Here is a 19,775-nt window from a genome sequence, read left to right as displayed (position 1 = left end):
ACTGCCATGACCGCCGCGACCGATCCGCTGATTTCCCTTTCACACTACTACCTGCCGGTCTACAAGCCCCGCCAGGTGGTACTGGAGCGCGGCCAGGGCGCCCGTGTGTGGGACAGCCAGGGCCGTGAGTTCATCGATCTGGCCGCCGGCATCGCCGTGTGTGGCCTCGGCCACAACGATCCGGACCTGGTGGCCGCGCTGGTCGAGCAGGCCGGCAAGCTCTGGCACACCAGCAACGTGTTCTACAGCGCGCCGCCGCTGCACCTGGCCGAGGAGCTGGTCAAGGCCAGCCGCTTCGCCGAGCGCGTGTTCCTGTGCAATTCCGGCGCCGAAGCCAACGAAGTGGCGATCAAGATGGTCCGCAAGTGGGCCTCCAGCCAAGGCCGCCCGGCCGACAAGCGGGTGATCATCACCTTCCGCGGCAGCTTCCACGGTCGCACCCTTGGCGCGGTGACCGCTACTGCCCAGCCGAAGTACCAGGAAGGCTACGAGCCGCTGCCCGGTGGCTTCCGCTACATCGATTTCAACGATGAGGTGCAGCTGGAAACCGCGATGGCCGCCGGTGACGTGGCGGCGGTGATGCTGGAGCCGATCCAGGGCGAGGGCGGCGTGATGCCGGCCAAGTCCGGCTTCCTCAAGCGCGTGCGCGAACTGTGCGACCAGCACAACGCGCTGCTGGTGCTGGACGAGATCCAGGCCGGCATGGGCCGCACCGGCACGCTGTTCGCGCACTGGCAGGACGACGTGGTGCCGGACATGGTCACCCTGGCCAAGGCACTCGGTGGCGGCTTCCCGATCGGCGCGATGCTGGCCGGCCCGAAGGTGGCCGAAACCATGCAGTTCGGTGCGCACGGCACCACCTTCGGTGGCAACCCTCTGGCCGCTGCGGTCGCACGCGTTGCGCTGCGCAAGCTGGCCTCGGCGGAGATCGCCGCCAATGTCAGCCGCCAGTCGAAGGCGCTGCGCGATGGCTTTGCGCGCATCAACGAAGAATTCGGCGTGTTCAGCGACGTGCGTGGCCGCGGCCTGATGCTGGGCGCGGTGCTGGGCGAGGACTTCGCCGGCCAGGCCGGGGCGATCCTCGACCATGCCGCCGAGCAGGGCCTGCTGACCCTGCAGGCCGGCCCGGACGTGCTGCGCTTCGTGCCGTCGTTGAACATCACCGACGAAGAAGTGGCCGAAGGCCTGAAGCGCCTGCGCGCGGCGATTGCCGCGTTCATCGCCGCGCGCTGAAGCCTGCAGAGGCATCTGTAGAGCCGAGCCTACGCTCGGCTCATCGCGATGTCAGGCAACAGGAGCCGAGCATGGGCTCGGCTCTACAGCGCGTCACGCGATCCGATAGCGCTTCAACACCTTGCCCAATCCCCGGCCATCGCGCACGGTTTCCGCGTGCAGGCCGGCAGCGCGCGCGCCACGCACATTGGCGAACAGGTCATCGACGAACAGCGCGCGCGAAGGCGCCACGCCCAGCGCTTCCAGCGTGCGCAGGAACACCGCGGGCGCCGGTTTGCGCAGACCGAACTCCGCGCTGCAGAACACGCGGCCCTGCAGCGCAGGGAACAGTTCCGGTAGCAGGGTGGGCAATGCCTGCTGCATCAGCGCGCCGTTGTTGGTCAGCACCGCGATTGGCAGCTGCAGGGCCTGCAATCGTTGCAACACGGCCGCCTGAGGATGGCTGGCGGCCCGTCGCGCCGCGGTCCATGCAGCCACTTCGACAGTCGTGCCCAGAAGCTCTCCCAGCTGCGCCAGATAGGCCGGGCCATCCAGCGTGCCATTGTCATGTGCCGCTTCCAGGCCGCTGTCATACAACGCGGCCTGCACGGCCTGCGTCGGAACCTGCAGTGCTTGGGCCAGGTGCAGCACGCGCTGCGCGCGCTGGTACTGCACCAGCACGCCATCCACATCCAGCAGCAACAGATCGATCCGCATCGGCCGAGCATGCCATTGCGATGAGTGCGCGGGAAACCCTGGAGCTGCCATGCGACAGACGGTCGCAGCCGGGCGGGCATAGGCCTGCCTAGAATGGCGCTCGAATCCGCAGGAGATGCAACGATGAAGGCTTGGGTGGTGGCAGTGGGACTGGGCGCGCTGATGCTGGCGCCGTCGGCGATGGCGCGGGTGTGTGCGGTGAGCATCGACAGCACCGACCAGATGAGCTTCAGCAGCCGCGAGATCAAGGTCGCCGCCGACTGCACCGCCGTAGACCTGACCCTGCGCCACACCGGCAAGCTGGCCGCTACCGCGATGGGCCACAACTGGGTGCTGACCCGCACTGCCGATTACCAGCCGGTGGCGATGGCGGGCATGCGCATGACGCTGGCTGACAGCTACCTGCCGAAGGCCGACAAGCGCGTGCTGGCGCACACCAAGGTGATCGGCGGTGGCGAAACCACACGCGTGCGTTTCTCTACCCAGGGCCTGCAGAAGGGCGGTGACTACACCTTCTTCTGCTCGTTCCCCGGCCACTTCGCGATGATGAGGGGCAAATTCGTCTTCGGTTGAAAAAAGGGGACGGAGGGGATTAAGTCGTTTGTGCACAAACGACTTAATCCCCTCCGTCCCCTTTTTTGCGATCAGCCCTTGGCGGCCTTGAACGCCACGCGTGCTGCGGCCAGCGTCGCCTCGATCACGGCATCGTCGTGGGCGCTGGACAGGAAGCCGGCCTCGTACGCCGACGGGGCCAGGAACACGCCCTGCTCCAGCATCGCGTGGAAGAAGCGGTTGAACGCCGGGATGTCACAGGCGGTGGCCTGCGCATAGGTCTCCACCTTCTCGCTGGTGAAGAACAGCCCGAACATCGCACCCACGCAGGTGGTGGTCACGGCCACACCTGCGTCGGCGGCGGCCGCTTCCAGACCCGCACACAGGCGTGCGGTGCGCTCGGCCAGGTCGGCGTGGAAACCCGGCTGCTGGATCAGCTCCAGCATCGCCAGGCCAGCGGCCATTGCCACCGGATTGCCGCTCAGCGTACCGGCCTGGTAGATCGGGCCGGCCGGGGCGATCTGCTGCATCAGCTCGCGACGACCGCCGTAGGCGCCCACCGGCATGCCGCCGCCGATGATCTTGCCGAAGGTGGTCAGGTCCGGGGTGATGCCGTAGTGCGCCTGCGCACCGCCGAGGGCGACGCGGAAGCCCGTCATCACTTCGTCGAAGATCAGCAGCGCGCCATGCTTCGTGCACAGCGCACGCAGGTGTTGCAGGTAGCCCTCGCGCGGCGGGATGCAGTTGGCGTTGCCGACCACCGGTTCGATGATCAGGCCGGCGATGTCGCCACCCTGCTGTTCGAACAGCGCGGTGGCGGCTTCGAAGTCGTTGTAGGGCAGGGTCAGGGTCAGTTCGCTCAGCCCGGCCGGGACGCCCGGCGAGGTCGGCACGCCCAAGGTCAGCATGCCGCTGCCGGCCTTGACCAGGAACGAGTCGCCGTGGCCGTGGTAGCAGCCTTCGAACTTGACGATGCGGTTGCGGCCGGTGGCACCACGCGCCAGGCGGATCGCCGACAGCGTGGCCTCGGTGCCGGAGTTGACCATGCGCACCATCTCGCACGATGGCACCAAGCGGGTGATGGTTTCGGCCATGGTCACTTCGGCCGCGCACGGCGCACCGAAGGACAGGCCGTTGTCGATCGCCTTCTTCACCGCCTGGCGCACGGCCGGGTGGTTGTGGCCGACGATCATCGGGCCCCAGGAACCGACGTAGTCGATGTAGCGGTTGCCGTCGACGTCGTACAGGTAGGCGCCGTCGGCGCGTTCGACGAAGAACGGCTCGCCGCCGACCGACTTGAACGCGCGCACCGGCGAATTGACGCCGCCCGGCAGCAACTGCTGGGCGCGGGAGAACAGGGCGTGGGACTGGTCGTGGTTCATGGGGCTTTCCTGGGCGTTACGCGAACTGGGCGAGGTAGGCGCGCTGGGTCGCGACCGGGTCCTGCGCGGCGTAAATGCCGCTGACCACGGCCACCAGGTCGGCGCCGGCGTCGATGATGGGACCGACATTGTCCGGCGTCAGCCCGCCGATCGCCACCCGCGGCACGCCCAGTGCGGCGCTTTGCCGCAGCAGGTCGGTATGGGCGCGGCTGGTGGTGATCTTGGTGGTGGTCGGGAAGAACGCGCCGAAGGCCACGTAGCTGGCGCCGGCAGCCACGGCCTTCTCGGCATTGGCCAACTGGTCGTAGCAGGAGGCGCCGATGATGGCGTCGGGGCCGAGCAGGGCGCGCGCGCTGGGGATGTCACCGTCGGTGCCGCCCAGGTGCACGCCGGCCGCGCCCACGGCCTTGGCCAGCGCCGGGTCGTCGTTGATGATCAGCGGCACGCCGCGCTCCGCGCACAGCGCCTGCAGCGCGATTGCCTGCTCCTGCCGGAGTGCGTCGCTGGCGGTCTTGTTGCGGTACTGCAGCCAGGTGGCGCCAGCGGCCAGCAGCGGCGCGGTACGGGCCAGCAGGCGCGCGGTATCGGGCTCGTCCGGGGTGATCAGGTAGACGCCGCGGGGCGCCGGGGAAGCAGAAGTCATCGATGGCTACCGGTGCGTGGGCCGCGATGGGACAATGGCGGCCCGTGAATCCAGCCGTGATTATCCGATGAGCGATGCCACCCCCACCACCTTGCGCACCTGGATGTGCGTGGTCTGCGGCTTCCTGTACAGCGAAGCGGAGGGTCTGCCGGAAGAGGGCATCGCGCCGGGCACGCGCTGGGAGGACATTCCCGAGACCTGGACCTGCCCCGATTGCGGGGTGACCAAGGCCGATTTCGAGATGGTCGAAGTCGATTGACTGGAGGTCCACCCGGCCCATCCGGTGGGTGTGGACCGTTGGTCCACACACCGACGCCCTCAATGCAGCCGCGGCATCGGCCCGCCGAGGTCGATCAGCTTCTCGCGCAGCCACTGCGCATCGCTGGCCTCGGGATTGCGCTTCAGGTACTGCCCCAGGTCATGGCGGGCACCGGCCAGATATTCCAGCTGCAGATAGGCCAGGCCACGGTCACGCAGCGCATCGTCCTGCTCCGGGGCGAGCTTCAGCAGGCGGTCGGCACTGCGCGCGGCGCGATCCCATTCGCCGGCCTCGGCATACACGCCGTGCAGGTTGCGCAGCATGCGCATCAGGATCGCGCGCGCCGGCGCCGGGTCGAGAATCTGCGCCAGCACTTGGTCGTCGGGCATCTGCCCGCCCAGGTGTGACTTGGCGCGTTCGCGCAGTTCGTCCACGTCCAGCGGGCGACCACCATTGAACGGGTCCATCACCAGCACGCCGTCGTCCACCGGCAGGCGCACCAGGAAGTGGCCGGGGAAGGACACGCCGTCGAGCGGGATCCCCAGCCGTCGCGACACTTCCATCTGCACCAGCGCCAGCGAGATCGGGTTGCCCAGGCGCCGCTCGAACACCTGGTTGAGATAGCTGTTGCGCGGATCGTAGTACTTGTCGTGGTCGCCGCTGTAGCCCAGCTCGTCGAACAGGTGGCGGTTGATCGCCGCCATCTTCAATGGACTGTTGTCGATGCTCTCCACTTCCGAGCGGAGGTGGTCGACGTGGCTCTGGATCAACGCGTCGTAGGTCGACGGCTGCAGATCGGGGTATTCATCGCGCGCGATCAGCAGCGCGGTCGGCAACAGTGGCAGCGCCTCGTCTTCGAGGTCGGCCAGTGCATCCCAGTCGGGGAGTGTGATCCGGTCCTGCATGGCCACAGACTGGCGTCATTCGCAGGCGGTTTCAAGCGGTGTCGCGTGAAAAATCCGGGGTCAGATCCCTTTCGTGAGCGAATGGGATCTGACCCCTGCAGGGGTGCCGGCCAGCGGCCGGCACTACAGCGCGTGCCGGGCGCAGCCCGGCCGCACCTTACTTTTCGATGCCCGGGCCGAATTTCAGCTCCGTACCGTCCTTCAACTGCAGCTTCTCGGCCTGGCCGGCGTTGAGCTCCAGCACGTAACGTGCCGGGCCACCGCTGGGGTAGGGCGGGCACATGTCGCCGGCCGAGCACGGCGGCACATCACGCTGCTGGCTGACCAGCCTGCGCTGGCTGTCGAAGTACAGGATGTCCAGCGCGATCCTGGTGTTCTTCATCCAGTACGCCTGCATTTCCTCGCGGTCGTGGATGAACAGCATGCCGTGGTCGGCCGCCATCTGGTCGCGGAACATCAACCCGCGCGCGCGGGTTTCATCGTTGGTGGCCAGCTCGACCTGGTAGCGGGCGCCATCCAGTTCGACCCAGTGGCGGGCCGCGTCGGTGGCGCAGCCAGCCAGGGCCAACAGCGGGAGCATCAGCAGCGAACGCAACAGCGACATCGTCAGGATCCTTCGAAAGGGTCAGAGCACGACCGGCGGCTTGCCGCCGACGATCACCACATCGGCGCGGCGGCGCGCGAACAGGCCCACGCAGACCACGCCCGGCAGTTGGTTGAGCTCGCGCTCCAGCTTTTCCGGATCGGTGATCTGCAGGTTGTGGATGTCCAGGATCTGGTTGCCATTGTCGGTCACCACGCCTTCGCGCCAGGTCGGCTGGCCGCCGGTCATGTCGCGGATCTGGCGGGCGACCAGGCTGCGCGCCATCGGGATCACTTCCACCGGCAGCGGGAATTTGCCGAGCACCGGCACCTGCTTGCTCGGGTCGACGATGCAGATGAAGCGCTCGCTGGCCTCGGCGATGATCTTCTCGCGGGTCAGTGCGGCGCCGCCGCCCTTGATCAGGCACTTGTTCGGATCGCACTCATCGGCGCCGTCCACGTACAGCGACAGGTTGCCGCTGTGGTTCAGCTCGATCACTTCGATGCCGTGCTGCTTCAGGCGCGCGGTGCTCTGCTCGGAGCTGGACACGGCGCCCTTGATGCGGTGCTGGATGCGGGCCAGGGCATCGATGAAATAGGCCACGGTGGAACCGGTGCCGACACCGACGATCATGCCGTCTTCAACGTACTCGATGGCTTTCTCGGCGGCCAGGCGCTTGGCTTCGGACATGGGAGAACTCTCAGGCAGGGAATCAGGATTTCTTTTCCAGCGACAGCAGCAGCTTCCACTGCGCAGCAGTCACCGGGAACACCGACAGGCGGTTGCCCTTGGCAACCAGCGGGAAGCCTTCACCGAGCTCTTCGGCGTGCAGCTTGATCTCGTCCAGCGCGATCACCTGCTTGAGCTTGCGGTCGAAGGCCACGTCCACCAGCATCCAGCGCGGGTTCTCGCGCGTGCTCTTGGGGTCGTGGTAGTCGGATGTCGGATCGAACTGGGTGTCGTCCGGGTAGGCCGGGCTGGCCACGGTGGCCAGGCCGACGATGCCGGGCACCTTGGTATTGGAGTGGTAGAACAGGATGCCGTCGCCCACCTGCATGCCATCGCGCATGAAATTGCGTGCCTGGTAGTTGCGCACCCCGTTCCAGGGCTCGACCTTGACCTTGGCCAGATCATCGATGGAGAAAGCGTCCGGTTCGGACTTCATCAGCCAGTAGCGCTTGCGGGCGGTCATGCGTTCACGGGGGCAGCGGAGGGGAACAGGGTGCCGTCTTCGGTGCAGATCGCGTCCACGGGCACGTCCCACGACGCCACCGGCAAGGCCTCGACCTGCTGCACCGCGAACGCAGCACCGACCAGCCAGGGCGGCGCCGGCCGATCGTGGCGGAAGGCGAAGCTGCGATCATACCAGCCGCCCCCCATGCCCAGCCGTCGGCACTGCGCGTCGAAACCCACCAGCGGGGTCACCACCAGCGCCATCTGCGCCGGTTCCAGGGTGTCTTCCAGCGCCACGTCCGGTTCGGGAATGCCGTAGCGGTTGCTGGTCAGCGGCTGCCCCGGCCGCCACGGTGCGAAGCGCAGCACCTCACCGGCCAGCACCGGCAGGCAGTAGGTGAGGCCTTCGGGCAGTTGCAGCTGCCAGCGGTGCAGGGCGATTTCGCCATCCAGCGCCCAGTAGCCAGCCACGGCGCCTTCGCGCGGGGCGAACGGCAGCGCCAGCAGGGCATCGGCAAGGGGTTCGGCGGCGGCGATGCGCTCAGCGGCGGAAAGGTCACGGCGGCGTTGCCGCAGGTCGTGGCGCAGGGCCTGGCGCGGGTCGGTCATGGCAGCGTGCGGCAAGGATCAGCCGTCATTGTGCCGCAAAGAACAAGGGCGACGCCCGAAGACGCCGCCCTTGCTGGAATATTGCATTCTCCGCAATGTCGATGCATGCGAAACGACCTTGAACCCGGGGGCTCAAGTGGGAACGCTGGAGAACCATCGGGCTTCCCGCTACAAGGCGGACCTGCACTCCCGGCGCTGTCGCGCTCCCGGTGTCGTTCTTAAGGGACAAGGCGAATGTTTGCACATGCCGTCGAGTACCGCAGAGAACGCGTGGCCATTATAGCCAGCACGCAGGATCTGGATAGGCCGTTCGTCGGCAACAGTCCGTGCCAATTCAGATATGAGAAGACGCGTTGTGCACGACCTTCAGGCGTTGCCGTCGATGGCGCGGTCCAGACGCCGGTTCAGGTCGGCCAGCGTCTGCTGCAGGGCCACCGCCTGGCGGGCGTTTTCGTCGCGCAGCAGCTGCAGTTCGTGGGCCAGGTTCAACGCGGCCAGCACGGCGACGCGATCGACCGCGGCCATGCGGTTGCTGCCGCGGATCTCGCGCATGCGCGCATCCAGCAGGCGCGCGGCGGCCATCAGGCTGTCGCGTTCATCGCCGCCGACGCCCACGGTGTATTCACGATCGAGGATGCGGACACTGACCGGTTCGGCGCTCATGTGTGCTGCTCCAGGGATTTGAGCCGGCTGATCATTGCTTCCACCCGCGAACGTGCCTGCTCATTCTTGGCCAGCAGCGTCGAGCGCTCGGCCACCAGCTGTTCCTGCTGGTGGCGCAGGCTGCGGTTCTCCTCGGCCAGGCGCTGGTTGCGTTCAAGCAACGCTTCCACGCGGGCGGCGAAGTCCTGCAGCTGGGCAAGGGGATCAGCGGGTTCCATACGGGCACGATAGGCAAGCCGGGTAAGGGCGGTCAAGCGTTGTCGCAGCAAGGCTGGACGGCTGCGGAGAGGATGCCGTCGGGTTGCTACACTACGGGGTCTCACGGGCGCGCGCGTGCGCGCCCCGGGTTTCCTTTCCGAACGAGCCGCACGATGACCGAACTTCCCTCCGTCGACGACGTTACCCGCGCCAGCCAGGAACTGGGCCTGGGCGCCACCGCTGCCGAGCTGCACGGCGCGCTGTGTGGCTGGCTGGCCGCCGGCGGCGCCCCCGGCAACGACTGGCCGGCGCGCGTGCTGGCCGACGACAGCCTGGCGCCGGTGGCTGCCGACAGCGTGCTGGCGCAGCTGCTGCAGGTCACCATCAAGCAGCTGGAAGACCGTGACTTCGCCTTCGAACTGCTGCTGACCGATAACGATGACGTGTCCGCGCAGGCCGATGCCATGTTCAGCTGGACCCGCTCGTTCCTGGGCGGCTTCGGTCTGGGCAGTGGTGGCAACCGGCCAGCCCTGTCCGAAGAGGGCGAGGAAGCGCTGACCGACATGGCCAGCCTGGCCCGCGCCTCCAGCGAGGATTTCGAGGCCGGCGGCGATGATGACGACGAAGCCCTGTCGGAGATCGAGGAATTCATCCGCGTGGCGGTGCTGCTGCTGCACGGTGACGTGGTGCTGGCCTCGCGCCATCGGCAGCGCCTGAACTGATGGACATCAAGCAGCGCACCGGCATCGCGGCCGGCGAATACAAGCGTCGCCGCCGCCAGCTGATGGACATGGCCGGCGAGGACGCGATCCTGGTACTGCCGGCCGCAGCCGAGAAGGTGCGCAGCCTCGATACCCATTATCCGTTCCGCCAGGATTCGGACTTCCAGTACCTGAGCGGCTTCCCGGAGCCGGAAGCGGTGCTGGTGCTGATTCCGGGCCGCCGCCACGGCGAGGCCATCCTGTTCTGCCGCGAGCGTGATGCCGAGCGCGAGGCCTGGGACGGCAGCCGCGCCGGCCAGGAAGGCGCGGTGGCGCAGTACGGCATGGACGATGCCTACCCGATCGACGATCTGGACGACATCCTGCCGGGCCTGCTGGAAGGGCGCTCGCGCGTCTACTACCACTTCGGCCGCGATGCCGACTTCGACCTGAAGCTGATCGGCTGGGTCAACCGCGTGCGTTCGCAGGTGCGCCACGGTGCGCAGCCACCGCATGAGTTTCTGGAGCTGGGCCACCTGCTGCACGAGCAGCGCCTGTTCAAGTCGGGTGCGGAAGTCGCGTTGATGCACCACGCCGCGCAGATCAGCGTGCGTGCGCATCTGGCTGCGATGCAGGTGGCCAAGGCGGGTATCCACGAATACGAACTGCAGGCCGAGCTGGAGCGTGTGTTCCGCGCCAACGATGCCGTGCCGGCGTACTGCAGCATCGTCGGTGCCGGCCGCAACGGCTGCATCCTGCATTACCGCGACAACAACGCGCGTTCGCGCGATGGTGAGCTGGTGCTGATCGATGCCGGTGCCGAATACCGCGGCTACGCCAGCGACATCACCCGCACCTTCCCGGTGAATGGCCGCTTCAGTGCCGAGCAGCGTGCACTGCACGACCTGGTCGGCGATGCACAGGCCGCTGCGTTGGCCCAGGCCAAGCCGGGCGTGCCGTATGAGGCTGGCCACCTGGCGGCGGTACAGACCCTGACCGAAGGCCTGCTGCGGCTGGGCCTGTTGAAGGGCACGCTGGAAAAGAACCTGTCCGAGGGCCTGTACCAGCGTTTCTACCGGCACAAGACCGGGCACTGGATCGGATTGGACGTGCACGATGTAGGCGATTACCGCCTCGCCGGTGATTCACGCCTGCTGGAGCCGGGCATGGCGTTCACCATCGAGCCGGGGCTGTACATCGGCGTGGACGACACGACGGTGGAGCCGCGCTGGCGCGGCATCGGCATCCGTACCGAGGACGACGTGCTCATTACCGATGACGGACATCGTGTGCTGACCGAAGGCCTGGCGCGCAGCGCCGACGAAATCGAAGCGGTGATGGCGGGGTAAGGGGTGTCCTGCAGGGCTTGCAGCCCTGCACCCGCGGTAGTGCCGGCCGCTGGCCGGCAACCTCAACAGCAACAGTGACAGCAACAGCAACAGCGGGCTATCCGTGGGATGGCGGGGCACTGTGGGTTTGCGGGGACGCCGTGAATCCGTCCGTGGAGGCTTGGTCGCCGCATCCATGCGGCTCACACCCCGCAAACCCACAGTACCCCGCCTTCGACAGGTTCACGGGGCTGTTGGTGGGTGCCGACCGTTGGTCGGCACATCTGTCAGACATCGAATGAATCATCCACGCATGGCGTGGATCTACTGGCAATTGCGGTTGTTGGAACGAACGACGATTGGTAGGTGTCGACCCTGGTCGACACAGAGCGAGCGCAGCGAGCGACCCGCTTCTGCTTTTCTTTTTTCTTTTCCGTGGTTGGACGCGGCAGGAAACTGTCAAAGGCTGGGCGGGGTGGGTTTGCAGGACCGTTGGCGCCATGGATGGCGCCATCGAGCCCCCATGGATGGGTTTACGGCGTGTCCTGCAAACCCACCCCGCCCGGCCAAGCGCGGCTTTTGATTCAACGGGCAACCACGAGGGGCTCAGCCGTTGGCCGCCGCAAACTCCGGCCGCGTCAGGTTGTCCGCCTCGCCCTCTGTGCACAGCACTTCGTCTTCGATGCGGATGCCGCCATACGGGCGGAAGAAGTCCACGCGCTCCCAGTTGATCGCGTCGCCATGGCCGGCGTCCTTCACTTCGTTCAACAGCATGTCGATGAAGTACAGGCCCGGTTCGATGGTCACCACCATGCCCGGTTCCAGCACGCGGGTCAGGCGCAGGTAAGGGTGGCCGGCCGGGCGTTCGATGCGGCCGCCTTCGTCGCTGGCCGCGAAACCCGCCACGTCGTGCACCTGCAAGCCGATCAGGTGGCCGATGCCGTGCGGGAAGAACGCGGCGCTGACGCCGGTCTCCAACGCGGTCTGCGGCGACACCTTGATCACGCCGAAGTCCTTCAGCACGCCCATCAGTGAAAGATGCGCGTCCACGTGCAGCTGCTTGTAGTCAAAGCCCGGCCGCACCGCTGCGCACATCTGCTGCTGGGCGGCGTCGACGGCGGCAATCATCGCGGCGAACTCGTCGTGGCCCTGTGCGGCGTAGGTGCGGGTGATGTCGCTGGCGTAGCCGTAGGCGCTGGCACCGGCATCGATCAGGAAGCTGCGCAGCGGCTGCGGCGCCTTGCGGCCCAGCTCGGTGTAATGCAGCACGGCGGCGTGTTCGTTCAACGCCACGATGTTGCCGTACGGCAGCTCGTTGGCATCCTGGCCCACGGCCTGGCAATAGGCCATGTGGATGCTGAACTCGTCGGCGCCGTTGCGGAACGCAGCTTCGGCGGCGCGGTGGCCGCGCACGCCCAGCACCTGCGCCTGGCGCATCAGCGCGATCTCATACGGCGTCTTGCTGCCGCGGTGCCATTCCAGGTAATTCACCACCGGCGCCGGGTTGTTCGGCACGTAGTTGCCCAGCGCGCTCTGTGGCTCGCCCAGGATCGCGCAGCGCGCCGGGTCGGCCGGCAGCAGGGCCAGCGCCTCTTCGGGCTTGCGGATGATGTGGATGTCGAAGTGCTCCACCCACCAGCCGCTGGGGGCGTCCGGCACCACGTGCCAGTAGTCGAAGGGCTGGTGGAAGATCACGGCCGGGCGCTTGCCCGGGTTGAACACGATCCAGCTGTTGGGCACGCGGGTCAGCGGCAGCCAGGCCTTGAACTGAGGATTGACCGCATACGGGTAGTCGCGGTCGTCGAACACCTGGTAGTGCAGGGTGCCGCTGGGCACCACCAGGTGATCGAAGCCACCGCGGGCCAGCGCCTGTTCGGCACGTCGGCACAGCACGGCCAGGTGGTCGGAATACAGGGCGCCGGGGTCTTGCTGGATCATTGCGGTGGCTCGACACGGAAAACGGCCCTAGATTCTGCCGCATACCGCGAAAAACCGCTGTGCCGGAACCGGCACTCAGGCCGTCGAAACCGGTCCCTCGTCGCTGTCCTCGCCCACCCACTGCCGCAGCAGCTGCCGATGCTCGCGTGACAGGGTGAGGAAGCGGAAGCCGGTCCAGCTCTGCCCGGGTACGTGCGCGGGCTCGCTCCATAGCAGATGCACGCCCACGTCGATGGCCTGCTGGCGGCCATCACCCAGTGGCAACGGGAAGCGCAGCTGGTACAGCGCATCCTCGCGCAGCGGCACGCTGGCCAGCATCAGCATGCCGGTTTCGGAGACATTGCCGAGGCGTCCGACCACGCACTCGCGCATCTGGTCGGTGACCGGCACCAGGTCCGAGACCTGGCGGCGCGGCGCGCGGCGGGTGTCCTGCGGCGGTACGGCTTTCATGCGGGGGTCTCCTGTGCGCGGCCCGTGGCCAGTGCACGCAGCGCACCGAGGCTGGCTTCCCAGGCACGGTCGACCAGCCGGCCCTTGTCTTCGGTGACCAGCTGCGCGCGCCCAGCACTGATCTGCCGTGCCAGCGTATCCAGGTCGGTATCGGTGATCTTCTGCCCGCGCGCATTGACGAACAACGCGTGGCCGGTCAGCAGGCTGTACCAGGACAGGCGCTGGCGGCGCAGCGTGCCAGCGCCCGTGTCGATGTCGAACCAGCTGCCGAACGGCAGCGTGGACAGCTGCTGGTAGGCCGCTTCTTCAGCACTGCTGCGCGGTGTGGCAGGCGCGGTGCCACTGTTCGTGCCGGCGTGCTCGCCCAGGCGCGCACGTGCCTTCAGGCGTGCGCTGAGCTCGGTACGCGAGGTGCTTTCATCCTCGCCGCCGGGCGTGGCCAGCCTGCGCGCGACGGCGGCGGCTTCCTCGGCGTGGTAGCCGACCTGCAGTAGTGCGGCCTCCACGTCCGCTGCCAGCGCGGTATCGGTGCCGCCAGGGGCGTCGATGGCCTGTGCGGTGATGGCAGCGATGCGCTCGGTCTGTTGCAGGCGCTCCTGCCACTGTGGCGAATCGTCGCCATGGCGCAGGCGGGTGAGGGTCAGTGCATCGGCCCAGGCCTGGCGCAGCAGGGTCTGCACGAAGCGCGGCGGCGACTGCGTGTCGCAGCACTGGTCGATCTGTGCGGTGGCCTGGCGGCGGGCCAGTTCCAATCGCTCCTTGCCGCGGGCGGCTTCCACATGGCGGCGCTCGGCCAGTTCGGCACGATGGGCCGCCGCGCGCTGGTGCTGCTGCACGTCTTCGTTGGCGGCGGCAAAGGCCTCCGGCGCACGTGCATCCTGCCCCAGCAGGCCCTGCACGCTCTGCGCCATGCGCTGCAGCAGCTGTGGGTCCACATCGTCATCGCCCAGCCAGTTGGCGCCGACTTCGGCGATCTGGTTGAGCAGCTCACGCGCAGGGTGTTCGTCGCGCACGAAGAAGCCCGGGTCGGCCATGGCCGCGCGTGCCAGGGGCACCTGCAGGCGCGCCAGCAGGGCGGCCGGCACCGGATCGGGACGCTGCTGCTGTTGCACCTGCTGCATCAGCATGCGCAGCAGGTCGAGGTTGTCACGGTCGTGGCTGCCCAGCTGGGCCTGCGTGCCATGCTCGCTGCGCAGTTGCGCCACCACGGCCGCCTGCAGGTCGGCTACGCCGGTGGCGGCGCTGGACTGCGCCTGCAGGCGTGCGAGAACCGCATCCACGGCCGCGCTCGGCACTGCATCGCGATCCGCAGGTGCTGCGCTGGCATGGCGTGCCTGCTGCAGCAGCGCATGCAGCGCGCTGCCCGTGGAGGTGGTCAGGCCCGGCGAGGCCGCGCCGGCTGTGCTGTCATCCTGGAAAGCGTCCTGCACCAGGCTCGACCAGGAGCCGGCCGGTGCCGATCCGTTCCAGCCGGTCAGTGGCGCGGCGGCACGCTTTGCCGGCTGCGTGGCGCGACCACCGCCCACCGACTGGGTGATGATCCGCCGGGTGCTCGATGAACGCGCCAGATAGGGGGTGTAGACCAGGCCGGGCAGCACGCCGTGCTGGGCCAACAGGGCATTGGCACGGTCGAGGATGTCGCCCAGGCGTTCCAGCACCTGGCGTTCGAAGCTGCGGTAGAGCGCCAGCTGAACGTCGACAGTGAGCGAATCCTGTTCGGCAATCCGGCGCAGCATGGCGCACAGTGCCTGCGGTGCCAGTGGCAGGGTGTCGGCCTCGAAGGCCGGTGCTGCCGCCAGTACGCCTAGGCGTTGGCCCAGCAAGTTGAGCGTGTTGGTCGAACGCAGCGTCTCCCGCCGCACCATCTCGGTCAGCAGCAGGTCGCGGTCCACTTCATGTTCATCGACCAGCGACAGCCCGAGCATGCCGGGCAGCGGCGGTGGCGTGGAACCGGGGCTGAGGTGGGCCATGGGTTCGCGCAGCCGTATCAGCGCATCGGCCACGGCGTCGAGCATACGGTCGGCGAAGTGGCCGGAGAACGCATGCAGCTGCCCACGCTGGGCCATCAGCTCGGCCTGCTGCTGCGGATTGCGTGCGCGATCGGCATCGTGCAGCAGGGTCTGCTCCAACGCTTCGACGGTCAGGATCAGCGGCGCGGCCAGCGTCTGTCGGCAGAGGCCGATCAACGCACCCAACAACTCGCGCACCCGCGGTGACAGGTTGCTGGCGGCGAGCCGGGCTTTGTCGGCGGAGGTGAGGGAAAAGACAGCTGACATCGGCAGGCGGTATCCGGATTCCCGCGGATCGATCTTGTGAATCTACCGTGTCGGCCGCAGTCGGCGCTACTTTAGGCTGAACGGGAATCGCATCCGCCCGGTATGGCCCTGATGTGCGGTACTGCCGGCCGCTGGCCGGCAGCGCTGTCTTTACCGGAGTGCCAGTGGCCGGCACTACCCTCTGCCAAGCGAAGATCACTCCTCCAGGAACAGGCTCACCACATCGTTGGTGAATCGGCGGCCCAGCTCGGTCGGCTGCACATGGCCATCGGTCATGTCCAGCCAGCCGCGCTGCACGGCCTCGGCCAGGGGAGCGTCCAGCACGCTGCGCGGCAGCCCCGTGCGCGACTCGAAATCGCGCAGGCCAAAACCTTCGTGCAGGCGCAGCAGGTTGAGCATGTATTCGAACGGCAGGCGCTCCGGCGCGATCACGTCGTCGCCGCCCAACGAGGCGGGCGTGCCGGCGCTGTCCAGGTAGGCCTGCGGGTGCTTCAGCTTCCAACGCCGCAGCACATGCTGCTCGGCGCCGGAACTGATCTTGCCGTGCGCGCCGGCACCGATGCCCAGGTAGTCGCCGAAGCGCCAGTAGTTCAGGTTGTGCGCGCTCTGCCGGCCGGGGCGCGCATAGGCGCTGACCTCGTACTGGCCGAAACCGGCCTGTGCCAGCAATGCCTGGCAGTGTTCCTGCATGTCCCAGGCGTTGTCTTCGTCGGGAATGCCCTGCGGCGGCCGCGCGAAGAACACCGTGTTCGGTTCCAGGGTCAGCTGGTAGTGGGAGATGTGTGCCGGCTGCAGCGCGAACGCGCGTTCCAGGTCGGCCTCGGCACCGGCCAGGGTCTGTTCCGGCAGCGCATACATCAGGTCGATGTTGACGTTGTCGTAGCCCGCGTCCTGCGCCATCTTTACCGCGCGCTCGGCTTCGCCACTGTCGTGGATGCGGCCCAGGCGCTTGAGCATCGCATCGTCGAAACTCTGGATGCCGAAGCTGAGGCGGTTGACGCCTGCCGCGCGGTAGCGGTCGAAGCGGCCATGCTCGGCGGTGCCCGGGTTGGTTTCCAGGGTGATTTCGGCGTTGGGGGCAAAGCGCAGGCGCGCGCTGGCCTGCTGCAGGAAGCGGTCGATCGCCTCCGGCGGGAACAGGCTGGGCGTGCCGCCACCGAAGAACACGCTGTGCACCACCCGGCCCCAGACCAGCGGCAGGTCCTGGTCGAGGTCGCGCAGCAGCGCATCGATATAAGCGTCGAACGGCAGCTCGCCCTTGGCCTGGTGCGAATTGAAATCGCAGTACGGGCATTTGCGCACGCACCACGGCAGGTGCACGTACAACGACAGCGGTGGCGGCACCAGCCGCGGCGGGTTGTCGTGGTCGGCGGAGCAGGCTTCGCCGGGCAGGTGGTTGCAGTGGTCGTGGGCGTGCGGCATGGGCTTCTTCGGTAGTGCCGGCCGCTGGCCGGCTTCCCTGGGTCGATCGGGTGGCGTCAGTACAGCGTCGCCAGTTGCTGCTTGAGCTGCTGCAGGGCAATGGCGCGGTGGCTGATGGCGTTCTTCAGTGCCGGCTCCATTTCCGCGGCGGTCAGGCCATGGGTGGTGTCCAGGAATACCGGGTTGTAGCCGAAACCATTGGTGCCGCGCAGTTCGCGGATGATCTGCCCTTCCCAGCGGCCTTCGCAGATCAACGGCTGCGGGTCGGTGGCGTGGCGCAGCAGCACGATCACCGCATAGAAGCGGGCGCTGCGCTGGCCATCGGGAATGTCGGCCATCGCGTCCAGCAGCTTGGCATTGTTGGCCGCAGCATTGGTCGGGTGGCCGGCATAGCGTGCGCTGTACAGGCCCGGCGCACCGCCGAGGGCATCGACGATCAGGCCCGAATCATCGGCCAGCGCCGGCAGGCCGGTCGCTTCGCAGGCCGCGCGTGCCTTCAGCAGCGCGTTCTCGACGAAGGTCAGGCCGGTCTCTTCCACATCGCCCAGGCCCAGTTCGGCGGCCGAGGTGATCTGCAGCGGCAGATCGGCAAGGATCTCCTGCATCTCCACCAGCTTGCCGGCGTTGTGGCTGGCCAGTACCAGTTTCTTCATTGACGGGGCTCCAGCAGGTCCCAGGTGTTGCCATACAGATCGCGGAATACCGCAACCGTTGCATAGGGTTCTTCGCGCGGCGCTTCCAGGAACTCGACGCCGGCGGCGACCATCGCCGCGTGGTCGCGGCCGAAGTCGTCGGTGTTGAGGAAGAAGCCGACGCGGCCGCCGGTCTGGTTGCCGATGCGGCTGCGCTGTTCCTCGTCGCTGGCGCGGGCCAGCAGCAGGGCGGCGGCGCTGCCGTCTGTCGGGCCGACCACCACCCAGCGCTTGTGGCCCTGGTCGATGTCCTCCAACAGTGCGAAGCCGAGCTTGCCGGTGTACCAGGCAATGGCTTCGTCATAGTCGGCCACCACCAGGGTGGTCAGGGCGATGCGGCGGTTCATGCCGACAGCGCCGCCTGCTGCGCGGCCAGCAGCTCGGCCACGCCCTTCTCGGCCAAGCCCAGCAGCGCGTCCAGTTCATCGCGACGGAAGGCGTGGCCTTCGGCGGTGCCCTGCAGCTCGATGAAGCCGCCACCGTCGTTCATCACCACGTTCATGTCGGTGTCGCAGTCGCTGTCTTCGGCGTAGTCCAGGTCCAGCACCGGGGTGCCGCGGTACACGCCCACCGACACGGCAGCCACTGCGCCCAGGACCGGGTTGCGCTTGATGTCGCCACGCTTCATCAGCACGTTCACCGCATCGACCAGGGCCACGTAGGCGCCGGTGATGGCGGCGGTGCGGGTGCCACCGTCGGCCTGCAGCACGTCGCAGTCGAGGGTGATGGTGCGTTCGCCCAGCGCATTGCGGTCCACGCAGGCACGCAGGCTGCGGCCGATCAGGCGCTGGATCTCCAGCGTGCGGCCGCCCTGCTTGCCACGGGCCGCTTCGCGGTCGCTGCGGGTATGGGTGGCGCGCGGCAGCATGCCGTACTCGGCGGTGACCCAGCCTTCGCCCTTGCCGCGCAGGAAGCCCGGCACGCGGTTCTCGACGCTGGCGGTGCACAGCACACGGGTTTCACCGAAGCACACCAGCACCGAACCTTCGGCGTGGCGGGTGAAGCCGCGTTGGATGACGACCGGGCGGAGCTGGTCGGGCTGGCGGCCGCTGGGGCGGGAATCGGACATGGTGCGGGTTCCGTAATGGCAAGGGAGTACGCCGCCACGCCCGCGGCCTTCACGGGGCGGGCAAGGGGGCTCTGGTGAGGGCGCTAGGGTACCATTCCCCCTTTGCACGCACCGGACACAATCCATGATTCGAAGCATGACCGCCTATGCCGGCGGCGAGCGGGTCACCCCGTGGGGCACGTTGGGCTGCGAGCTGCGCTCGGTCAACCACCGTTTCCTGGAGGTCGGCACCCGCCTGCCCGAGGAACTGCGGGCGCTCGAACCGCAGCTGCGCGAGCGCATCGCCGCGCGCCTGAGCCGTGGCAAGCTGGATCTGGTGATGCGCCTGCGCGCGCCGGAAGCGGCGGCCAACCTGCAGGTGGACGAGGCCCTGCTGGGCCAGCTGGGCCGCCTGGCGCACCGCCTGACCTCCGATTTCCCCAACCTGCAGGTCAGCTTCACCGACCTGCTGCAGCTGCCGGGCGTGACCCGTGGCGAGGCCACCGATGCCGCCGCTCTCCAGGCCGAGGCACTGGCGCTGCTGGACCAGGTGCTGGAAGGTTTCGTCGAGGCCCGTGAGCGCGAAGGCGGCAAGTTGTCGGCGGCTATCAGTGAGCGCGTGGACGGCATCGAACGCATCGCCACCGAAGTGCGCACGCTGATTCCGGCCATTCGCGACGGCCAGCGCAGCAAGCTGGCCGCACGCCTGGCCGACCTGCCGCACCCGGTCGACCCCGGCCGCGCCGAGCAGGAACTGGTGCTGTGGCTGCAGAAGCTGGACGTGGATGAAGAGCTGGACCGCCTCGGCAGCCACATCGTCGAGATCCGCCGTGTGCTCAAGCAGCGCGAGCCGGTCGGCCGCCGCCTGGACTTCCTGCTGCAGGAGTTCAACCGCGAAGCCAACACGCTGGGCTCGAAGTCGGTGGACAGCCGCACGTCCAATGCCGCGGTGGAGCTGAAGGTGCTGATCGACCAGATCCGCGAGCAGGTGCAGAACATCGAATGATGTTGCATCCAGCGATAC

23 protein-coding genes and 1 other RNA gene are annotated in these 19,775 nt (G+C 67.7%); 6 read left to right on the top strand and 18 right to left on the bottom strand.

What is annotated here, in order from left to right; genetic code table 11:
* The first annotated feature begins 6 nt into the window (after positions 1-6).
* Complete coding sequence (locus tag AC5P8J_RS09560) at positions 7-1,233, top strand: acetylornithine transaminase (RefSeq protein WP_227854039.1); 1,227 nt, start codon at positions 7-9, stop codon at positions 1,231-1,233.
* Positions 1,234-1,326: 93 nt separating this feature from the next.
* Here AC5P8J_RS09560 and AC5P8J_RS09555 read toward each other — a convergent pair whose 3' ends face one another.
* Positions 1,327-1,929 carry an HAD-IA family hydrolase gene (locus tag AC5P8J_RS09555; RefSeq protein WP_111101884.1) on the bottom strand — a complete coding sequence of 201 codons (603 nt, stop codon included), beginning with the start codon at positions 1,927-1,929 and terminating at the stop codon, positions 1,327-1,329.
* Between the two features lie 123 nt (positions 1,930-2,052).
* Here AC5P8J_RS09555 and azu point away from each other — a divergent pair, with 123 nt between their 5' ends.
* A complete protein-coding gene (azu, locus tag AC5P8J_RS09550) occupies positions 2,053-2,502 on the top strand; it encodes an azurin (RefSeq protein WP_111098760.1) in 450 nt (149 codons plus the stop codon).
* Between the two features lie 71 nt (positions 2,503-2,573).
* Here azu and hemL read toward each other — a convergent pair whose 3' ends face one another.
* Positions 2,574-3,863, bottom strand: coding sequence for a glutamate-1-semialdehyde 2,1-aminomutase (gene hemL / locus AC5P8J_RS09545; protein WP_019662003.1), 1,290 nt, complete (start codon positions 3,861-3,863; stop codon positions 2,574-2,576).
* 16 nt (positions 3,864-3,879) lie between these two features.
* Positions 3,880-4,506 (bottom strand): thiamine phosphate synthase, encoded by a 627-nt coding sequence (thiE, locus tag AC5P8J_RS09540; protein ID WP_021204574.1) that lies wholly within the window; start codon positions 4,504-4,506, stop codon positions 3,880-3,882.
* Between the two features lie 67 nt (positions 4,507-4,573).
* On the opposite strand from thiE, the gene AC5P8J_RS09535 reads away from it, so the two are divergent.
* Positions 4,574-4,765 carry a rubredoxin gene (locus AC5P8J_RS09535; RefSeq protein WP_012512010.1) on the top strand — a complete coding sequence of 64 codons (192 nt, stop codon included), beginning with the start codon at positions 4,574-4,576 and terminating at the stop codon, positions 4,763-4,765.
* 59 nt (positions 4,766-4,824) lie between these two features.
* Here the strand turns inward: AC5P8J_RS09535 and AC5P8J_RS09530 are convergent, their stop codons facing one another.
* The 8 genes from AC5P8J_RS09530 to AC5P8J_RS09495 all read right to left on the bottom strand — a co-directional run bounded on the left by AC5P8J_RS09530 (position 4,825) and on the right by AC5P8J_RS09495 (position 8,916).
* On the bottom strand, positions 4,825-5,670 hold the full coding sequence (locus tag AC5P8J_RS09530) for a SirB1 family protein (protein WP_019662001.1): 846 nt from the start codon (positions 5,668-5,670) through the stop codon (positions 4,825-4,827).
* Positions 5,671-5,827: 157 nt separating this feature from the next.
* Entirely contained in the window at positions 5,828-6,274 is a 447-nt protein-coding gene (locus AC5P8J_RS09525) for a DUF192 domain-containing protein (protein WP_014648292.1), read from the bottom strand.
* Positions 6,275-6,295: 21 nt separating this feature from the next.
* Entirely contained in the window at positions 6,296-6,943 is a 648-nt protein-coding gene (gene rpiA / locus AC5P8J_RS09520; RefSeq protein ID WP_227854038.1) for a ribose-5-phosphate isomerase RpiA, read from the bottom strand.
* Positions 6,944-6,965: 22 nt separating this feature from the next.
* On the bottom strand, positions 6,966-7,445 hold the full coding sequence (locus tag AC5P8J_RS09515; RefSeq protein ID WP_227854037.1) for an EVE domain-containing protein: 480 nt from the start codon (positions 7,443-7,445) through the stop codon (positions 6,966-6,968).
* A complete protein-coding gene (locus tag AC5P8J_RS09510) occupies positions 7,442-8,035 on the bottom strand; it encodes a 5-formyltetrahydrofolate cyclo-ligase (RefSeq protein ID WP_478436030.1) in 594 nt (197 codons plus the stop codon). Before AC5P8J_RS09510 ends, AC5P8J_RS09515 begins: the two co-directional genes overlap by 4 nt.
* Positions 8,036-8,118: 83 nt before the next feature.
* A non-coding RNA gene (gene ssrS / locus AC5P8J_RS09505) (6S RNA) lies at positions 8,119-8,304 on the bottom strand.
* A 97-nt stretch (positions 8,305-8,401) separates the two neighbouring features.
* Positions 8,402-8,698 (bottom strand): cell division protein ZapA, encoded by a 297-nt coding sequence (locus AC5P8J_RS09500; protein ID WP_010484026.1) that lies wholly within the window; start codon positions 8,696-8,698, stop codon positions 8,402-8,404.
* Positions 8,695-8,916 (bottom strand): TIGR02449 family protein, encoded by a 222-nt coding sequence (locus tag AC5P8J_RS09495; RefSeq protein ID WP_005410898.1) that lies wholly within the window; start codon positions 8,914-8,916, stop codon positions 8,695-8,697. Before AC5P8J_RS09495 ends, AC5P8J_RS09500 begins: the two co-directional genes overlap by 4 nt.
* A 153-nt stretch (positions 8,917-9,069) precedes the next feature.
* Here AC5P8J_RS09495 and AC5P8J_RS09490 point away from each other — a divergent pair, with 153 nt between their 5' ends.
* Together AC5P8J_RS09490 and AC5P8J_RS09485 are read left to right on the top strand one after the other, a co-directional pair.
* The gene (locus AC5P8J_RS09490) at positions 9,070-9,618 is read left to right on the top strand and encodes a YecA/YgfB family protein (RefSeq protein ID WP_138969839.1); all 549 of its coding nucleotides are present in this window, start codon (positions 9,070-9,072) and stop codon (positions 9,616-9,618) included.
* A gap of 5 nt (positions 9,619-9,623) precedes the next feature.
* A complete protein-coding gene (locus tag AC5P8J_RS09485) occupies positions 9,624-10,946 on the top strand; it encodes an aminopeptidase P N-terminal domain-containing protein (protein WP_029379908.1) in 1,323 nt (440 codons plus the stop codon).
* Positions 10,947-11,531: 585 nt separating this feature from the next.
* Here the strand turns inward: AC5P8J_RS09485 and pepQ are convergent.
* The 7 genes from pepQ to rph form a co-directional block, all read right to left on the bottom strand.
* Positions 11,532-12,863, bottom strand: a complete 1,332-nt coding sequence (gene pepQ, locus AC5P8J_RS09480; protein ID WP_495216774.1) for a Xaa-Pro dipeptidase — start codon at positions 12,861-12,863, stop codon at positions 11,532-11,534.
* Positions 12,864-12,938: 75 nt separating this feature from the next.
* Positions 12,939-13,313 (bottom strand): PilZ domain-containing protein, encoded by a 375-nt coding sequence (locus AC5P8J_RS09475; protein ID WP_010484030.1) that lies wholly within the window; start codon positions 13,311-13,313, stop codon positions 12,939-12,941.
* Positions 13,310-15,589, bottom strand: a complete 2,280-nt coding sequence (locus tag AC5P8J_RS09470; RefSeq protein WP_495216773.1) for a DUF1631 family protein — start codon at positions 15,587-15,589, stop codon at positions 13,310-13,312. Before AC5P8J_RS09470 ends, AC5P8J_RS09475 begins: the two co-directional genes overlap by 4 nt.
* Before the next feature lie 195 nt (positions 15,590-15,784).
* Positions 15,785-17,011, bottom strand: coding sequence for a radical SAM family heme chaperone HemW (gene hemW / locus AC5P8J_RS09465; RefSeq protein ID WP_227852094.1), 1,227 nt, complete (start codon positions 17,009-17,011; stop codon positions 15,785-15,787).
* A 56-nt stretch (positions 17,012-17,067) separates the two neighbouring features.
* Positions 17,068-17,664: an RdgB/HAM1 family non-canonical purine NTP pyrophosphatase gene (gene rdgB, locus AC5P8J_RS09460; RefSeq protein ID WP_005410891.1), complete on the bottom strand. Its 597-nt coding sequence runs from the start codon at positions 17,662-17,664 to the stop codon at positions 17,068-17,070.
* Positions 17,661-18,050 carry a VOC family protein gene (locus tag AC5P8J_RS09455; protein ID WP_188250306.1) on the bottom strand — a complete coding sequence of 130 codons (390 nt, stop codon included), beginning with the start codon at positions 18,048-18,050 and terminating at the stop codon, positions 17,661-17,663. The genes rdgB and AC5P8J_RS09455 overlap by 4 nt, the downstream gene beginning before the upstream one ends.
* Positions 18,047-18,772, bottom strand: a complete 726-nt coding sequence (gene rph / locus AC5P8J_RS09450; protein WP_014648280.1) for a ribonuclease PH — start codon at positions 18,770-18,772, stop codon at positions 18,047-18,049. Before rph ends, AC5P8J_RS09455 begins: the two co-directional genes overlap by 4 nt.
* A gap of 124 nt (positions 18,773-18,896) precedes the next feature.
* Between rph and AC5P8J_RS09445 the strand changes: the two genes are divergently transcribed.
* Positions 18,897-19,757, top strand: a complete 861-nt coding sequence (locus tag AC5P8J_RS09445; RefSeq protein ID WP_021203951.1) for a YicC/YloC family endoribonuclease — start codon at positions 18,897-18,899, stop codon at positions 19,755-19,757.
* Positions 19,758-19,775: the final 18 nt, after the last annotated feature.

This window comes from Stenotrophomonas sp. YJH_SMC_37, assembly GCF_059370035.1.
Note: the sequence above shows the minus strand (reverse complement) of the source record. Positions and strands in the feature narration are given on the sequence as shown.

Bases quoted from the DNA above. Each gene is read 5' to 3' on its own strand.
- AC5P8J_RS09560 (WP_227854039.1), top strand. From the start codon at position 7: ATGACCGCCGCGACCGATCCGCTGATTTCCCTTTCACACTACTACCTG.
- AC5P8J_RS09555 (WP_111101884.1), bottom strand. From the start codon at position 1,929: ATGCGGATCGATCTGTTGCTGCTGGATGTGGATGGCGTGCTGGTGCAG.
- azu (WP_111098760.1), top strand. From the start codon at position 2,053: ATGAAGGCTTGGGTGGTGGCAGTGGGACTGGGCGCGCTGATGCTGGCG.
- hemL (WP_019662003.1), bottom strand. From the start codon at position 3,863: ATGAACCACGACCAGTCCCACGCCCTGTTCTCCCGCGCCCAGCAGTTG.
- thiE (WP_021204574.1), bottom strand. From the start codon at position 4,506: ATGACTTCTGCTTCCCCGGCGCCCCGCGGCGTCTACCTGATCACCCCG.
- AC5P8J_RS09535 (WP_012512010.1), top strand. From the start codon at position 4,574: ATGAGCGATGCCACCCCCACCACCTTGCGCACCTGGATGTGCGTGGTC.
- AC5P8J_RS09530 (WP_019662001.1), bottom strand. From the start codon at position 5,670: ATGCAGGACCGGATCACACTCCCCGACTGGGATGCACTGGCCGACCTC.
- AC5P8J_RS09525 (WP_014648292.1), bottom strand. From the start codon at position 6,274: ATGTCGCTGTTGCGTTCGCTGCTGATGCTCCCGCTGTTGGCCCTGGCT.
- rpiA (WP_227854038.1), bottom strand. From the start codon at position 6,943: ATGTCCGAAGCCAAGCGCCTGGCCGCCGAGAAAGCCATCGAGTACGTT.
- AC5P8J_RS09515 (WP_227854037.1), bottom strand. From the start codon at position 7,445: ATGACCGCCCGCAAGCGCTACTGGCTGATGAAGTCCGAACCGGACGCT.
- AC5P8J_RS09510 (WP_478436030.1), bottom strand. From the start codon at position 8,035: ATGACCGACCCGCGCCAGGCCCTGCGCCACGACCTGCGGCAACGCCGC.
- AC5P8J_RS09500 (WP_010484026.1), bottom strand. From the start codon at position 8,698: ATGAGCGCCGAACCGGTCAGTGTCCGCATCCTCGATCGTGAATACACC.
- AC5P8J_RS09495 (WP_005410898.1), bottom strand. From the start codon at position 8,916: ATGGAACCCGCTGATCCCCTTGCCCAGCTGCAGGACTTCGCCGCCCGC.
- AC5P8J_RS09490 (WP_138969839.1), top strand. From the start codon at position 9,070: ATGACCGAACTTCCCTCCGTCGACGACGTTACCCGCGCCAGCCAGGAA.
- pepQ (WP_495216774.1), bottom strand. From the start codon at position 12,863: ATGATCCAGCAAGACCCCGGCGCCCTGTATTCCGACCACCTGGCCGTG.
- AC5P8J_RS09475 (WP_010484030.1), bottom strand. From the start codon at position 13,313: ATGAAAGCCGTACCGCCGCAGGACACCCGCCGCGCGCCGCGCCGCCAG.
- AC5P8J_RS09470 (WP_495216773.1), bottom strand. From the start codon at position 15,589: ATGTCAGCTGTCTTTTCCCTCACCTCCGCCGACAAAGCCCGGCTCGCC.
- hemW (WP_227852094.1), bottom strand. From the start codon at position 17,011: ATGCCGCACGCCCACGACCACTGCAACCACCTGCCCGGCGAAGCCTGC.
- rdgB (WP_005410891.1), bottom strand. From the start codon at position 17,664: ATGAAGAAACTGGTACTGGCCAGCCACAACGCCGGCAAGCTGGTGGAG.
- AC5P8J_RS09455 (WP_188250306.1), bottom strand. From the start codon at position 18,050: ATGAACCGCCGCATCGCCCTGACCACCCTGGTGGTGGCCGACTATGAC.
- rph (WP_014648280.1), bottom strand. From the start codon at position 18,772: ATGTCCGATTCCCGCCCCAGCGGCCGCCAGCCCGACCAGCTCCGCCCG.
- AC5P8J_RS09445 (WP_021203951.1), top strand. From the start codon at position 18,897: ATGATTCGAAGCATGACCGCCTATGCCGGCGGCGAGCGGGTCACCCCG.